This window comes from Pseudoalteromonas luteoviolacea NCIMB 1944, from assembly GCF_001625565.1.
GTDB classification, from domain to species: domain Bacteria; phylum Pseudomonadota; class Gammaproteobacteria; order Enterobacterales; family Alteromonadaceae; genus Pseudoalteromonas; species Pseudoalteromonas luteoviolacea_F.
The window spans coordinates 1-14,449 of record NZ_AUXS01000030.1 but is presented as its reverse complement, the minus strand read 5'-3'; the positions used below and the strand labels follow the sequence as shown (position 1 = coordinate 14,449).

At 42.2% G+C, this 14,449-nt stretch carries 17 protein-coding genes; all 17 read left to right on the top strand.

Annotated elements, in window-relative coordinates; all coding sequences use genetic code 11:
- Positions 1-11: 11 nt before the first annotated feature.
- The 17 genes from atpB (at position 12) to N483_RS10920 (ending at position 14,125) form a co-directional block, all read left to right on the top strand.
- On the top strand, positions 12-872 hold the full coding sequence (gene atpB, locus N483_RS10980; RefSeq protein WP_023400940.1) for a F0F1 ATP synthase subunit A: 861 nt from the start codon (positions 12-14) through the stop codon (positions 870-872).
- Between the two features lie 66 nt (positions 873-938).
- Positions 939-1,172, top strand: coding sequence for a F0F1 ATP synthase subunit C (gene atpE / locus N483_RS10975; RefSeq protein WP_023400939.1), 234 nt, complete (start codon positions 939-941; stop codon positions 1,170-1,172).
- Between the two features lie 51 nt (positions 1,173-1,223).
- Positions 1,224-1,694, top strand: a complete 471-nt coding sequence (gene atpF, locus N483_RS10970) for a F0F1 ATP synthase subunit B (RefSeq protein WP_023400938.1) — start codon at positions 1,224-1,226, stop codon at positions 1,692-1,694.
- A 16-nt stretch (positions 1,695-1,710) separates the two neighbouring features.
- A complete protein-coding gene (gene atpH / locus N483_RS10965; RefSeq protein WP_023400937.1) occupies positions 1,711-2,244 on the top strand; it encodes a F0F1 ATP synthase subunit delta in 534 nt (177 codons plus the stop codon).
- A gap of 14 nt (positions 2,245-2,258) precedes the next feature.
- On the top strand, positions 2,259-3,800 hold the full coding sequence (atpA, locus tag N483_RS10960) for a F0F1 ATP synthase subunit alpha (protein WP_023400936.1): 1,542 nt from the start codon (positions 2,259-2,261) through the stop codon (positions 3,798-3,800).
- 49 nt (positions 3,801-3,849) lie between these two features.
- The gene (gene atpG, locus N483_RS10955; protein ID WP_023400935.1) at positions 3,850-4,710 is read left to right on the top strand and encodes a F0F1 ATP synthase subunit gamma; all 861 of its coding nucleotides are present in this window, start codon (positions 3,850-3,852) and stop codon (positions 4,708-4,710) included.
- Between the two features lie 32 nt (positions 4,711-4,742).
- Positions 4,743-6,128: a F0F1 ATP synthase subunit beta gene (atpD, locus tag N483_RS10950; protein ID WP_023400934.1), complete on the top strand. Its 1,386-nt coding sequence runs from the start codon at positions 4,743-4,745 to the stop codon at positions 6,126-6,128.
- 13 nt (positions 6,129-6,141) lie between these two features.
- On the top strand, positions 6,142-6,558 hold the full coding sequence (locus tag N483_RS10945; RefSeq protein WP_023400933.1) for a F0F1 ATP synthase subunit epsilon: 417 nt from the start codon (positions 6,142-6,144) through the stop codon (positions 6,556-6,558).
- Between the two features lie 373 nt (positions 6,559-6,931).
- The gene (locus N483_RS10940; RefSeq protein ID WP_023400932.1) at positions 6,932-9,103 is read left to right on the top strand and encodes a winged helix-turn-helix domain-containing protein; all 2,172 of its coding nucleotides are present in this window, start codon (positions 6,932-6,934) and stop codon (positions 9,101-9,103) included.
- Positions 9,104-9,578: 475 nt separating this feature from the next.
- Positions 9,579-9,728 (top strand): hypothetical protein, encoded by a 150-nt coding sequence (locus N483_RS26975; RefSeq protein WP_023400931.1) that lies wholly within the window; start codon positions 9,579-9,581, stop codon positions 9,726-9,728.
- A 30-nt stretch (positions 9,729-9,758) separates the two neighbouring features.
- On the top strand, positions 9,759-9,890 hold the full coding sequence (locus N483_RS27620; protein WP_023400930.1) for a hypothetical protein: 132 nt from the start codon (positions 9,759-9,761) through the stop codon (positions 9,888-9,890).
- A 39-nt stretch (positions 9,891-9,929) separates the two neighbouring features.
- Positions 9,930-10,070 carry a hypothetical protein gene (locus N483_RS26970; RefSeq protein WP_023400929.1) on the top strand — a complete coding sequence of 47 codons (141 nt, stop codon included), beginning with the start codon at positions 9,930-9,932 and terminating at the stop codon, positions 10,068-10,070.
- A gap of 51 nt (positions 10,071-10,121) precedes the next feature.
- The gene (locus N483_RS26965; RefSeq protein WP_023400928.1) at positions 10,122-10,268 is read left to right on the top strand and encodes a hypothetical protein; all 147 of its coding nucleotides are present in this window, start codon (positions 10,122-10,124) and stop codon (positions 10,266-10,268) included.
- A gap of 226 nt (positions 10,269-10,494) precedes the next feature.
- Positions 10,495-11,046: a hypothetical protein gene (locus tag N483_RS10935; RefSeq protein ID WP_023400927.1), complete on the top strand. Its 552-nt coding sequence runs from the start codon at positions 10,495-10,497 to the stop codon at positions 11,044-11,046.
- A gap of 734 nt (positions 11,047-11,780) precedes the next feature.
- The gene (locus N483_RS27615; protein WP_023400926.1) at positions 11,781-12,464 is read left to right on the top strand and encodes a helix-turn-helix transcriptional regulator; all 684 of its coding nucleotides are present in this window, start codon (positions 11,781-11,783) and stop codon (positions 12,462-12,464) included.
- A 97-nt stretch (positions 12,465-12,561) separates the two neighbouring features.
- Entirely contained in the window at positions 12,562-12,741 is a 180-nt protein-coding gene (locus N483_RS10925) for a hypothetical protein (protein ID WP_023400925.1), read from the top strand.
- A gap of 46 nt (positions 12,742-12,787) precedes the next feature.
- On the top strand, positions 12,788-14,125 hold the full coding sequence (locus tag N483_RS10920) for a radical SAM/SPASM domain-containing protein (protein ID WP_023400924.1): 1,338 nt from the start codon (positions 12,788-12,790) through the stop codon (positions 14,123-14,125).
- The last annotated feature ends 324 nt before the right edge of the window (positions 14,126-14,449 follow it).

Genomic DNA, 14,449 nt, shown 5'->3' with positions numbered 1-14,449 from the left:
TGGGATAAAACATGGCTGCAGAAGAAGTTACTCTATCAAGCCATATTCAGCACCACTTGACCAATGCCAAGATGTGCTCGACCGATGCCGGTCTTGCCTTCAATAAAGCATGTGCGGATAGTGGATTCTGGACATGGCACGTAGATACCCTCGCATGGTCAATCGGTTTAGGTCTGGTTTTTTTATGGATCTTCCGAAGCGCCGCTAAAAAATCCACTACTGGTGTACCTGGCAAATTTCAGTGCTTTATTGAGATGATTGTTGAGTTCGTTGGCGACAACGTACGCGATACTTATCATGGTAACAGCAAGCTGATTGCCCCATTAGCCCTAACAATTTTTGTTTGGGTGTTCTTAATGAACTTAATGGACTTGGTTCCTGTTGACTTCCTACCTGCATTTGCTGGCTTTGTTGGCGAAACTGCATTTGGTATGGACTCACACGATGTATACATGAAAATTGTACCGACAACGGACTTAAATATGACGGCAGCATTGGCTATCGGCGTATTCCTTCTGATGATCGGTTATTCAATTAAAATCAAAGGCATCGGTGGTTTTATTGCTGAACTAACACTTCACCCGTTCAGCACTAAAAACAAGATTGGCATGATTTTCCTTATCCCTTGTAACTTGTTACTTGAAACTATCGCGCTATTTGCTAAGCCTTTCTCGCTAGCACTGCGTTTGTTCGGTAACTTGTACGCGGGTGAAATGATCTTCATCTTGATCGGTGCAATTGGCTTAATGCAGTTACCACTGCACTTTATCTGGGCTGCTTTCCACATCTTAGTTATCGTTCTACAGGCATTCGTATTCATGATGCTTACGATCGTATACCTGAGCATGGCAAGTGCAAAAGATAGCCACTAAGAATATAATTTTTAAAAGATTTTTTAACTTTAACTTTAATTTACAAATGAAACTTTGGAGAAAAAAATGGAACTAGTATTAGGTCTTAAGCTTATCGCTGTTGCTTTACTTATCGGCTTCGGTGCTATCGGTACTGCTATCGGCTTCGGTAACATGGGTGGTAAATTCCTAGAAGCATGTGCTCGTCAGCCTGAGCTTGCACCTTCACTACAAGTTAAAATGTTCATCCTTGCTGGTCTAATCGATGCGGTAGCGATGATCGGTGTTGGTATCGCTATGTACATGTTGTTCGCGCTTTAATTTTTTAGACAATAGCTGAATCGAACAACTGTCAAGTAAGGAGGAGCGGTCGTGAACTTAAACGCCACTCTAATAGGTGAATTAATTGCATTTACGGTATTCGTACTTTTCTGTATGAAATACGTATGGCCACCGCTAAATAGTGCAATTGAAGCTCGCCAGAAGAAAATTGAAGATGGTTTAGCTGCCTCTGATAAAGCTGAAAAAGATCTTGAGCAAGCGCGTGAAAAAGCTGCTGAGCAGCTTAAAGAAGCAAAGACTCAAGCGGCTGAAATCATTGAGCAAGCTAAAAAGCGTGCTGCGCTTATCGTTGACGAAGAAACTATTCGTGGTCAACAAGAGCGTGAGAAGATTATTGCTCAAGGACACTCTGAAATCGAAACAGAGCGTAACCGTGTGAAAGAAGAGCTACGTACTCAAGTAGCTAGTCTGGCTTTGGTTGGCGCAGAAAAGATTTTAGAGCGTGAAATCAATCAAGACGCACACAGCGATATCGTTGATAAGCTAGTTGCTGAGCTTTAATTAGGAGGGTATGAGCATGTCTGAATTGACTACTATCGCTCGCCCATACGCTAAAGCGGCTTTTGAACTTGCTGTTGAAAAAGGCACAGTTGAAGCTTGGAATGAAATGCTGTTCTTCGCCGGTCAAGTGACCAGCGATGAACAGGTTCAGGCGTTACTGGGTAGCATCGCTACTCAGGCTGAACAGTCTGAGATCATTCTAAAGCTATGCGCTGAGCAACTCGACGAGCAAGGTCAAAATCTTATCAAGCTGATGGCCGAAAATGAGCGTTTATCTGCAGTCCCTGCAGTTGCTGAATTATTTGCTGAATTTAAAGCAGATTATGACAAAGAAATTGACGTTGACGTGGTTTCTGCAACTGAACTTGCGCAAGAGCAGCAAGATAAATTGGGCGCTGCGTTAGAAAAACGTTTCGCACGCAAAGTTAAGCTGAATTGTAGCATCGATGAAACCGTAGTAAGCGGTTTGGTTATTAAGGCTGGCGATACCGTAATTGACGGTAGCGTACGCGGTAAATTAGACCGCTTAGCAGTGTCGCTACAATCGTAATTGGGAAAAAGAGCATGCAACTTAATTCCACAGAAATTTCTGCACTGATCAAGCAGCGTATTGAGCAGTTTGAAGTTGTAAGTGAAGCACGTAACGAAGGTACTATCGTATCTGTTACAGACGGTATCATCCGCATCCACGGTCTAGCTGACTGTATGCAAGGTGAGATGATCGAGCTTCCTGGCAACCGTTATGCTATCGCACTAAACCTTGAGCGCGACTCAGTAGGTGCAGTAGTAATGGGTCCTTACGCAGACCTTAAAGAAGGCGTAAAAGTACAATCTACAGGTCGTATCCTTGAAGTACCAGTAGGCCGTGGTCTACTAGGTCGTGTTGTTAACACACTAGGTGCACCAATCGATGGTAAAGGTGCACTAGACAACGATGGTTTCGAACCAGTTGAAAAAATTGCACCAGGTGTAATCGAGCGTCAATCAGTAGACGAGCCAGTACAAACTGGTTATAAGTCTATCGATGCGATGATCCCAGTTGGTCGTGGTCAGCGTGAGCTAGTTATCGGTGACCGTCAGACTGGTAAAACTGCACTTGCTATCGATGCTATCATCAACCAAAAAGACACAGGCGTTAAGTGTGTGTACGTAGCGGTTGGTCAAAAAGCATCTACTATCGCAAACGTAGTACGTAAATTAGAAGAGCACGGTGCACTTGAAAACACAATCGTTGTTGTTGCATCTGCTTCTGAATCAGCAGCGCTACAATACCTAGCGCCATTTGCTGGTTGTACTATGGGTGAATACTTCCGTGACCGCGGTGAAGACGCGCTAATCGTATATGATGACCTGTCTAAGCAAGCTGTTGCTTACCGTCAGATCTCACTACTACTTAAGCGTCCACCAGGTCGTGAAGCATACCCAGGTGACGTATTCTACCTTCACTCACGTCTTCTAGAGCGTGCATCACGTGTAAACGCTGATTACGTTGAGAAGTTCACTAATGGTGAAGTGAAAGGTAAAACAGGTTCATTGACGGCATTGCCAATCATTGAAACTCAAGGTGGTGACGTTTCTGCATTCGTACCTACTAACGTTATCTCAATCACCGATGGTCAGATCTTCCTAGAAACTGACTTATTCAACGCAGGTATCCGTCCAGCTGTTAACGCTGGTATCTCGGTATCTCGTGTAGGTGGTGCAGCGCAAACGAAAATCGTTAAGAAACTAGGTGGTGGTATCCGTCTAGCGCTAGCTCAGTACCGTGAACTAGCAGCGTTCTCTCAGTTCGCTTCTGACCTTGACGATGCAACACGTGCACAGCTTGAGCACGGTGAGCGCGTAACAGAGCTAATGAAGCAGAAGCAATATGCACCTATGTCTGTTGCTGAAATGTCTCTGTCTCTATTTGCTGCCGAGAAAGGCTTCCTACAAGACATCGAAATCAACAAAATTGGTGATTTCGAAGAAGGCCTAATTGGTTTTGCAAACAGCACATACGCAGCGCTGATGACTCAAATCAACGAAACTGGTAACTACAACGCTGAGATTGAAGCGCAACTTAAAGAACTTCTAGAGAAGTTCAAGTCGACGCAAACTTGGTAATTTAGTTATTCATGGTGACTTCGGTCACCACTGATTCGGAGAGAGAGTCATGGCCAGCGGAAAAGAGATAAAAAGCAAGATCGGGAGTATTAAGAATACTCAGAAGATCACCAGCGCGATGGAAATGGTTGCCGCTTCTAAAATGAAGAAGGCACAAGACCGTGTGGCGTCAAGCCGTCCATACGCTGAGAACTTACGCAAAGTGATCGGTCGTGTTGCTCAAGCAAATCTTGACTTTCATCACCCGTTCCTTGAGGACCGTGATGTAAAGCGAGTTGGTTATATTGTTATCTCAACTGACCGTGGTCTGTGTGGTGGCTTGAACTCAAATGAGTTTAAGAAAATCACGCAAGACGTTAAAGCGTGGAAAGATAAAGGCGTTGATGCCGAATTTGCTACTTTAGGTAGCAAGGCAGCTGGTTTCTTCCAACGTTTTGGCGGTGAGTTACTCGCTAAGAAAGCGGGTCTTGGAGATGCACCTTCAATTCAGGATGTAATTGGTCCTGTAAAAGTAATGCTAGACGCATTTGCTGAAGGTAAAATTGACCGCTTGTTCGTTGTGTACAACAAATTCGTTAACACGATGAAGCAAGAGCCAACGATCGAACAGTTATTACCTTTGCCAAAAGCTGAAGAAGAAGTATCAGCCCACGCTTGGGATTACTTATATGAGCCGAGCCCAGAAGCGATCCTAGAGACGCTATTGGTACGTTTCATTGAGTCACAGGTGTACCAGGGTGTAGTAGAAAATGCTGCATCTGAACAGGCTGCCCGTATGGTTGCGATGAAAGCCGCAACTGATAACGCAGGCGACCTAATGGATGAGCTGCAACTTGTTTACAACAAAGCACGTCAGGCTGCAATCACACAAGAGATCAGTGAGATTGTTGGCGGTTCGGCTGCTGTATAACGCTTCGGCAAAGTTTAACGAGAGGAATAGACATGAGTTTAGGTAAGGTCGTCCAAATTATCGGCGCCGTTGTGGACATTGAGTTCCCACAAGACAACGTGCCAGCCGTATATGACGCACTAAAAGTTACAGAAGGCGACCTAGCTGGTTTGACACTAGAAGTGCAACAGCAGCTAGGTGGCGGTGTGGTACGTGGTATCGCACTTGGTACTACTGACGGTCTACGTCGTGGTATCTCAGTAGAAGGCACAGGTGAGCCAATCAAGGTTCCAGTTGGTACAAAGACCCTAGGTCGTATCATGGACGTACTTGGTCAGCCTATCGATGAAGCAGGTCCAATTGGTGAAGAAGAGCGTATGTCAATTCACCGTGCTGCGCCTTCATACGAAGATCAATCAAGTTCAGTTGAGCTACTAGAAACAGGTATCAAGGTAATCGACCTTGTATGTCCGTTCGCGAAAGGTGGTAAAGTTGGTCTATTCGGTGGTGCCGGTGTAGGTAAAACCGTAAACATGATGGAACTTATCCGTAACATCGCAATCGAGCACAGCGGTTACTCTGTATTCGCAGGTGTTGGTGAGCGTACTCGTGAGGGTAACGATTTCTACCATGAGATGAACGACTCAAACGTACTAGACAAAGTATCTCTAGTATATGGTCAGATGAACGAGCCACCGGGTAACCGTCTACGTGTTGCACTAACGGGTCTAACTATGGCTGAGAAGTTCCGTGACGAAGGTCGTGACGTACTTTTCTTCGTAGATAACATCTACCGTTATACGCTTGCAGGTACTGAGGTATCAGCACTACTAGGTCGTATGCCTTCAGCGGTAGGTTATCAGCCAACTCTTGCAGAAGAGATGGGTGTTCTACAGGAGCGTATCGCATCTACTAAGACTGGTTCAATCACTTCAATCCAAGCGGTATACGTACCTGCGGATGACTTGACTGACCCATCACCAGCTACTACGTTCGCGCACCTTGACGCGACAGTAGTACTTTCACGTGACATCGCGTCTCTAGGTATCTACCCAGCGGTAGATCCACTAGATTCAACTTCACGTCAGCTAGACCCTCAAGTAATCGGTAACGAGCACTATGAGACTGCACGTGGCGTTCAGACTGTACTTCAGCGTTATAAAGAGCTGAAAGACATCATCGCGATCCTAGGTATGGACGAGCTATCTGATGAAGATAAGCAAGTTGTATCTCGTGCACGTAAAATCCAGCGTTTCCTATCTCAGCCGTTCTTCGTTGCTGAGGTATTCACAGGTGCACCTGGTAAATACGTATCTCTTAAAGACACAATCTCTGGCTTTAAGGGCATCCTAAACGGTGATTACGATGATATGCCTGAGCAGGCATTCTACATGGTTGGCTCAATCGACGAAGCAGTTGATAAAGCTAAAAACATGTAATTAGGAGGTTGTTATGGCAATGACAGTACAACTTGACGTAGTGAGCGCAGAACAGAGTGTTTTCTCTGGTGCTGTTGCAACGATTCAAGTAACAGGTAGTGAAGGTGAATTAGGTATTCACCCTGGCCACGCGCCACTCCTGACTGGCCTAAAACCTGGTATGGTTCGTTTGGTTAAAGAAGATGGTACTGAAGAGATCATCTACGTTGCAGGCGGTACGCTTGAAGTTCAACCTAAGACAGTAACCGTTCTAGCGGACGTTGCTATCCGTGGTGAAGAACTTGACGAGCAGGCTGCTGAAGAAGCCAGACGTGAAGCTCAAGCGCAAATGTCTTCAGGTTCTACTGCTGACCTTGATTACGATCGAGCAGCTGTACAGCTTGAAGAAGCGCTTGCACAGCTACGCGTTATTCGCCAGTTGCGCAAATAACCAACCACCTATTTGGTTTAAAACCCACATGCTAATGGCATGTGGGTTTTTTTATGCCTCAAATATGAGACTGGTACAGATCTCACCAAACGCTTATTAACCCGAATACAATACTACTGTGTTTTTTTCTCGTTACTATGTTATGTTATATTTTTAGCTTAGATGAGCCACCTAATTATCACGTATGGCTGTTCACGTATAACTTAGGTTAATAATTATAAATAATTACTGTTAGGGTGCACGCTAAAGGCCGTTCTCACTTTATTGCATAATTAAAAGCAATGAGTTACAACGTTTAACATATTTGCTTGAGTAAAAAATTGCTTTAAGTAAAATGGTGATTTGTTAGGACCCTGTTCGTGTAAAATTCATCATGAATGAAGTGAGATTTTCTAGGCAAGTAAAGGAAGTAAAATTTGGCGAATGGGTGCTGGATCCCAAGCGTCAGTGTATCTCTGATGGCGATACAACACGGGAATTGGAGCCTCTTTTATTTCGTTTACTGTGCTATTTGATCATTAATAATGAGCAAATTATCACTCGGCAAGATTTGGTAGATGACGTTTGGAACCAAAATTTTGTTGATGATAATGCGATTAACCGTGCTATGTCTGAGTTGCGCAAAATTCTCAAATCAGACAAACAGCGTGGTATTGTAGTTAAAACCCATTACCGAAAAGGATATAGCTTTTTTCTCGAACCACAGATCATTTACCATCCTGATCAACCTTCCAATACTTCCCCTGAGTCAAACCCCGATAGAACGATTACCAACCCTTTAGACGCGATCACGCGCGAGATACCAGAACAGCCTAAAGCCCAGCGGGGTAAACGCTTGAGTTGGTTGTTGGCAGGGGCTGCGGTACTTGGTGCAGTGACTTTGGCAAGTTTGGATGTTGTGCAATTTAATTTAGATTACGCCAACAAAGATGAAAGCGTGTTACAGACACTTGATCAGCCGATCAAAGAAAGTGTTTTATCATGGGTTCAAGGGCGTTATACCTTACTCAATTTATCACCGAATGATGCCATGGTGGCTTATTCATTTATTCAGCGCGATACTGATTATTACTCTCTAGTTGTCAAAAGCTTAAAGAGTGGTCATGAACGCAGGCTGGGAGAGCAGGGGGTAAATTATTACCCGGTTGGCTGGTCTGCGGACTCAAGTACTATTTATTATAGAATCGTTGATGGCGACAAATGCCAAGTGTGGCAATTAAGTGCTGACTTTGTGTCGGGTAACCAATTTTTGTTTGATTGTAAGCTCAATAGCATGACTGGGGGTGGAATTAATCAAGACCGTCTCGTGTATGCCAAAAGTGGTTATCGAAATCGCGATGAATTATCGGCATTGACCAATCGAGATTTATTGACCGGCGAGGAGTTTCAAATCACCTCTCCAAACTTGAACTCTTACGGAGATCGGTTTTTGGCCTATGTGCCTGAAAAGGAGATTATCTTATTTGAAAGACGTCAATACGATATCAATGAACTCTATATGACGGACCCTGATGGTGGTAATCAAGTTAAGCTTCATGAGTCTCAGTCTCGTATTTGGACCTTAAACTATGATGATAAGTCTGGGCAGTTAGTTTGGTTTGATAACTCTAAAAACATTGTTTACAGCTTTTCTCTGGATGAACAAAGGCTAGTGAAAGCGCAAAAATTAATGACTGAGCAATCCTATGCCAACTATGAAACGCTTAACAGTCGCGAGTTATTGATGACCAGTTACCCCTTTGTCATGGATATCTATACCCTAGATATTCAAGATAAGGTACTGAGCCCTCAAATTAAGAGTATTCGAGAGGATGCTGCGGCAATAGAGGTACCCAACGGTTATGTATTTTTAACTCGAATTGGTCACTTATATCGGATTAATTTTAAGGCCAATGATGGTCAAGTTTCCGCTTTGGGGCTACCTGACGCAGACTACAAGACCATCAGGTACAACCGCGCTGCCGATGAACTATTGATCCATTACGCCAATAAAATCGAAGTTTACACATTGGATGGTTTAACATTGAAACTGGCGAAGCCTGTCAATGGCACCATTGTATCTGTAGAGTATTGGAGTGAGAGTGAAATAAGCTATACCGTTGTCGATGAGACAAAGGTGAACAGTAAAGCTTATGTACTTTCCAGTCTAGATGAAAAAGTGCGGGAGCTACCAACTCAAAGTACGCTATGGCTAGATAAAATAAATGACACTATGTTAGTCACTTTGTCATCCAATGATATTTTGTCTGCGTTTGATTTACGCACAGGTGAAGTGATACATAATTTGGAGTTACCGCCTGCCAAATATAAACACTCTGTCACTATCTTAAATGGGCATATTTATCACTCCGACGGGGAGAGCATTCATAAAATAGACTTCGCGACTGAGTCTATTATTGAGCCTATTTATACGGTGGACGACGCTAAGTTTGTCATTGACAGAGTGCGCAGCTCTGACTCTGGCAGCTTAATCGTAGATATGATTGAAGTGGTTGAAAATCAACTGCTCAAGGTGTCTCTGTTAGAGACTGACACGGCAATATAGCCAAATACCAAGTGAAGTATGACGGGCAGACACTGTGTGTTTGCCTGTTTATTAACCTCTACACGATACACTTCTTTATATACTCCTCTTTTTATTCCACTTACTGTCAATGGAAGTTAATTTGTATTTGTTGAACAAAGCGCACTTCTTGTGAGCATCAAATTGACAGCCTGTTCCTTTGGGAAAGAAATTTACCGCTAGAAAAGCCTTGTGAGTACTTTTTTACTATTTTGAAATGATATTTGCAGTATTGCCAAATGTTATTATTCCGAATATTTCAATGTTTATTTTTATATCTATTTAAAACAGTGGGTTACAAAATGTTATCGGGGGTTATATAAGGTTTGATAACTACCATTACACGCTGAGTTTGTTTATCTTGGAAACATCAAAAGCACACGTAGATGTGCAAAATAAAAACAGTAATTAAATAATTAGCCCTAAGAAGCGTAATGGAATAAACAGGAGTTTAGCTATGCTACTTTTTCTAAAAACAAAAAAATTAAAATCTTTAACTCGTAATGATGCGCTAGGTGGACAGTTAACTAAGCAAATTGGTGGTGGTAACACAGATACAATTACACGACCAATTCAACCACCTAAACCTGATCTAAAAGTTAAGTAATAAACCCAATAACAATAGTGGAGCTTGATCATGTTGCTTTCTGTAAAGACAAAGAAATTAAAAACACTGACAAACAAAGAAGTAATTGGCCCACTGCTAACAAAGCAAGTTGGCGGCGGTAATACGGACACGGTAACGCGTCCAGTTACAATACAAGACTAGATAGTCAAACCAAATAAAAATAATATTAGGAGTTATGCCATGTTTCTTTCTTTAAAAACGAAAAAACTAAAAACACTGACATCCAAAGATGCATTGGGCGCACAACTAACAAAGCAAATTGGTGGTGGTAATACGGATACGGTTACACGCCCAATCACTAGACCTGATTTTAATAACTAATTCCATAAATATAAAAAATAATAAACCTTACAATGATATTGGAGCTGGACCATGATACTTTCTCTAAAAACTAAGAAACTAAAAACATTGTCGAATAAAGAAGTCATCGGCAATCAGCTGACAAAGCAAATTGGTGGTGGTAATACCGACACAGTTACACGCCCAGATACGAGACCTGATTGCTTAATCGGCAGATAGCAAAGAAGTTTTTCTATCAATTGGCGCATAGAGTTAAGTTATCTAGCGGTTGGAGAAGGGGATACTAATACTCACCAACAATGTGGCACTAGACATTAAATTTACAGAATAAATCGGTGGTGAAGTTTCAATTGTAGGTACTTAATTGCGTTTAGATACAGGGAGTACTTTTTGGGCTTATGACTGAATTTCACCAATTGATAGGAACTATTTCTTACGGATTGATATGAAAAGCTTATTTACTTTGTCTTTGATCTTACCGACCTTTCAGACGCCAATGATTGGTCAATTGTACCTGCAAGAGCCCGCCGTGGAATATTACTTCACCAGGGAGACAGGAACAGCCATACGCGCCAACCAACTTGAGGTTGGCAGTTTAGTTGAAAAAGGACAGGTATTACTGACTTTTAAAGCTAAGTCCAAGAAAGGCGAAGACAAGGTATACATATCCAACACCAATGGGTATGTAGAGTTTATTAGTGAAGAAGCCAGCACCCAGTCGCAGTTGTCGTCGGGTGATTTAATGGTTAAAGTCTCGTCGTCACATGTGCTTGGTATTTATAATTTTGATAAAAATTATGATGTCAGCCAGATAGAACAAAGTTTGTGGCTATGTACTGACCGCAAGCCAATAAAGTTCAAGGTAGATAGTGTGTTAGAAAGTAGTTTGCTGGTTTCAGTAGAGCTCAGTCAAATGAAATACAGCGACCTTTTGAAGTTCTCTAACGATGAAAATGTTCAACTATATCCAGATCAAAATGCCTGCGTAACCAATTAGTTCTTATCGCTCAAAACGGCTTTAAGCATAAGTCAGACAAAACAGCGTTACCTCTATATACAGAGCTGTGATCTGTTCTCAGTGCCATTCCATGCTGCAAATTTTATCTTCTACGCGCAAAACTAAGTTTCCAAAATAAAAACAACCGCTGCTCATCGCCTAGTGCGAACAAAGCGCCACACGGTATACCATCAAACTCGGTTTCTTTTTGACTCAGCCTTTCAATCAGTAACTCATTAGCAAGAAGCGATCAACCCAAGCACCTACCGCCACCAATTTTGGTTACTAAAAAATAGCAGCTCTATTTCCTAACTATGCAAGCAATGGCACCTTCTCAGTATTGCATGATGTGGCTTGTGCTGCTGTGTTGCCATCGCTGATTATTTCCTTTTACAGGGACTTTTTTAATGACTGTACATAATAGAAAGCATCTGTGGGGGTTGGCTGATATTGACTATCACCTGTGTGTCTATACTTCGGTTTGCGCAGACTTCAACGAAAGAATGTATGTCGAATCTTTAAGTTGCTTTTAGTGGGGAGATTATAGCTCATTATAAAACAATACATAGTTAATTTTATCGCTAATAAACTGGGTTATGTTATTGATTTTTATTGTTATATTTATCTGTTTGATTTTTTGACTGGACGCGCTCACAGGGATAAATTTAATCACATGACGACACGGGAGCTTGATATTAAATCGCGCTCATTGCTTTGAATGTGAGGAAGAAAAAATGAAACCTACCGAACAAGATAGCTACAACCCATTTAAGGATGGAGAGTCCATCAGACGCATCATTGATTTGTTTGATTCAATTCATCATGCAGATGATTTAAAAGAGGCACTTACAACTATCGCTCGTGATGTAGGGTACGACTGTTTGGCATTCGTAGACTATAGTCCACTGCCGAACCATATTCAGCCTGTGCAAGTTTATGGACACTATCAAGAAGAGCTCTCGGTGCTTTTTGAAAGCGACAAAGTACTCGCACATTCAAAGTCAGGCATTAGGCTTTGTTCACTTGCAAAGCTCACTGGTGCGCTAAACATTGCAGAGTCTTTACACGTTTTGCCGCTTAGGGGCATAAAAGGCATTATCGGGGCTTTGGTATTTAATGTCCCATGTGACCTCGCTCATAAAGTGACTGTAGAGCAGGTAGACTGGTACTGGACTATCTTATCTCCTGCATTACTCAATGCGGCATTACGATGTCGAAAAGACCATTTCAATATTACAAAGAGAGAGCGCGATTGTGTTCTTTGGGCATCTGAAGGCAAAACGTCTTGGGAAATAAGCCAAATACTTGGTATCACAGAGCGTACAGTCAATTTCCATTTGACCAATTGCATCGAAAAAACACAGAGCGCGAACCGTCAGCAGGCTATCGTTAAGTGTTTAATAAACAACCTTATTTAGACTGATTCGGGAATAATGCCGCCAATTACGTTGGTGGCAAAGAGGCAAGGATGTCTTTCTACTCACTTTAACTATAACAAACCTAACGAGGTGTTTTATGAAAACTAGCAAACAAAACAAAAAAGCAGTTATCCAAGCAGAAGAATTATTGGCAAAAATTGAAGGTGGTTCATCTCTAAGCAATAACTACCCGAGTCAAAGTAAGGAGCAAGATGAGCTCGGTGTGCAGGCGAGTGGCCCGGGTGTTCAAATATACGGCACACCTAACAACGACTAAAAAAGACACAGACTCGTATTAATTCACATCTGATTAGGGGCAACTTATGACGGACTTAAACCAACGTTCAGACCTTAGGGTTAATGCTAAATTTCGACAAACATATGCAGTTTGGGAAATTACATTAAAGTGCAACCTTGCCTGTAGCCATTGTGGCTCTCGAGCAGGGGATGCCAGAGTTAATGAATTGTCCACAAGTGAGGCGCTTGATTTAGTCTCTCAAATGGCTGAACTAGGTATTAAAGAAGTTACCCTGATTGGAGGTGAGGCGTTTATGCGACCTGACTGGCTGCTTATTGCAGCCGAGATCACCAAAAAAGGAATGAAGGCCACCATGACGACGGGTGGTTATGGCATTTCTCTTGGTACTGCTAAGCGTATGAAAGCAGCTGGTATTGCATCTGTTTCATTGTCGATTGATGGACTGGAACAAAGCCATGACTTGCTGCGTGGGCGGGAGGGAGCATATCAACAGTGCTTTAAAACCATCTCGCATTTACGTGAAGTAGGGATCCCCGTTGCCTGTAATTCTCAGGTCAACAGGGAGTCCGTCGCCGAGCTGCCAATGTTGTACGAAGTATTGCGAGACGCAGGTGTAACAGCATGGCAGCTTGCTTTAACTGTGCCCATGGGGAATGCAGTTGAAAACTCCCATATTTTACTACAACCTTATGAGTTATTGGATGTTTTCCCTTTACTAGCTTACCTATCTAAACGCGGTAATAGCGAAGGAGTCCGGGTGCATATGGGTAATAACATCGGATATTTTGGTCCATATGAACGGCTGCTACGAGAACCGATAGCGATCGATCCCAAATGGGCATTTTCTCGCGGTTGTAGTGCAGGACAAAATGCCATCGGTATTGAAGCTGACGGAAGCATTAAAGGGTGTCCTTCTTTGCCATCAGACGAATATGTCGGAGGTAATATTAGAGAGCGGACATTGCAGGATATTTATCAAAATAGCCCGCAAATGCGGATCAATGACATTAATGAGCCCGAGGATGCCACACGGCATTTATGGGGAGAGTGTGGCTCGTGTGAATTTGCTTCTGTTTGCCGTGCTGGTTGTCATTGGACTGCGCATGTTTTCTTTGGCAAGCGAGGAAATAACCCATATTGCCACCATAGAGCGCTGAAAAAAGCTGCCAAGGACCAAAGAGAGCGGTTTTACATCAAGCAAGCAGCACCTGGAAAAGCATTCGATCATGGTATTTTTGCCATTCAAGATGAATTGTGTGTGTTCAATCATGATACCGAGCAATTCAGAATTGAGGATGTCTCTGTCCCCACAAGGTGGATGGAGGATGGGTTTGACTTGATAGCAATGATAAATGAAGAAAAAGCCAGTGCTATAAATAGTTATAAATCCTTGAATTTATAATAATAAAAAATAAAACTATATTTACCTTTTTAAGGTATTTATATTGGTGTTGTTTATGAGTTAAAAACCCAGCTATCGGCTGGGTTTTTTTGTGTGTATAATAAAATAAGCCTGTTTATTTTTTAAACTCTGTAATTTGTTACAGTTACATTTTGTTAAAATTCTTGCTATTTTTTTATCATGTTTTAAACAAGTTTAATAATATCTTGTTTTTAGTATCTGATTATATTTTTATCAGTTTTTTAGCGATTTAATGTTTGTGATAAATCGGAAAATCATAATTAATATGAATAATCTCATAAATTGGAGGCTGTCATGGTAGAG

Coding starts and splice junctions, on each gene's coding strand:
- atpA (WP_023400936.1), top strand. CDS start 2,259: ATGCAACTTAATTCCACAGAAATTTCTGCACTGATCAAGCAGCGTATT.
- N483_RS10935 (WP_023400927.1), top strand. CDS start 10,495: ATGAAAAGCTTATTTACTTTGTCTTTGATCTTACCGACCTTTCAGACG.
- atpD (WP_023400934.1), top strand. CDS start 4,743: ATGAGTTTAGGTAAGGTCGTCCAAATTATCGGCGCCGTTGTGGACATT.
- N483_RS10925 (WP_023400925.1), top strand. CDS start 12,562: ATGAAAACTAGCAAACAAAACAAAAAAGCAGTTATCCAAGCAGAAGAA.
- N483_RS10940 (WP_023400932.1), top strand. CDS start 6,932: ATGAATGAAGTGAGATTTTCTAGGCAAGTAAAGGAAGTAAAATTTGGC.
- N483_RS26975 (WP_023400931.1), top strand. CDS start 9,579: ATGCTACTTTTTCTAAAAACAAAAAAATTAAAATCTTTAACTCGTAAT.
- N483_RS27615 (WP_023400926.1), top strand. CDS start 11,781: ATGAAACCTACCGAACAAGATAGCTACAACCCATTTAAGGATGGAGAG.
- atpE (WP_023400939.1), top strand. CDS start 939: ATGGAACTAGTATTAGGTCTTAAGCTTATCGCTGTTGCTTTACTTATC.
- atpG (WP_023400935.1), top strand. CDS start 3,850: ATGGCCAGCGGAAAAGAGATAAAAAGCAAGATCGGGAGTATTAAGAAT.
- N483_RS10945 (WP_023400933.1), top strand. CDS start 6,142: ATGGCAATGACAGTACAACTTGACGTAGTGAGCGCAGAACAGAGTGTT.
- atpH (WP_023400937.1), top strand. CDS start 1,711: ATGTCTGAATTGACTACTATCGCTCGCCCATACGCTAAAGCGGCTTTT.
- N483_RS27620 (WP_023400930.1), top strand. CDS start 9,759: ATGTTGCTTTCTGTAAAGACAAAGAAATTAAAAACACTGACAAACAAA.
- atpB (WP_023400940.1), top strand. CDS start 12: ATGGCTGCAGAAGAAGTTACTCTATCAAGCCATATTCAGCACCACTTG.
- N483_RS26965 (WP_023400928.1), top strand. CDS start 10,122: ATGATACTTTCTCTAAAAACTAAGAAACTAAAAACATTGTCGAATAAA.
- N483_RS26970 (WP_023400929.1), top strand. CDS start 9,930: ATGTTTCTTTCTTTAAAAACGAAAAAACTAAAAACACTGACATCCAAA.
- N483_RS10920 (WP_023400924.1), top strand. CDS start 12,788: ATGACGGACTTAAACCAACGTTCAGACCTTAGGGTTAATGCTAAATTT.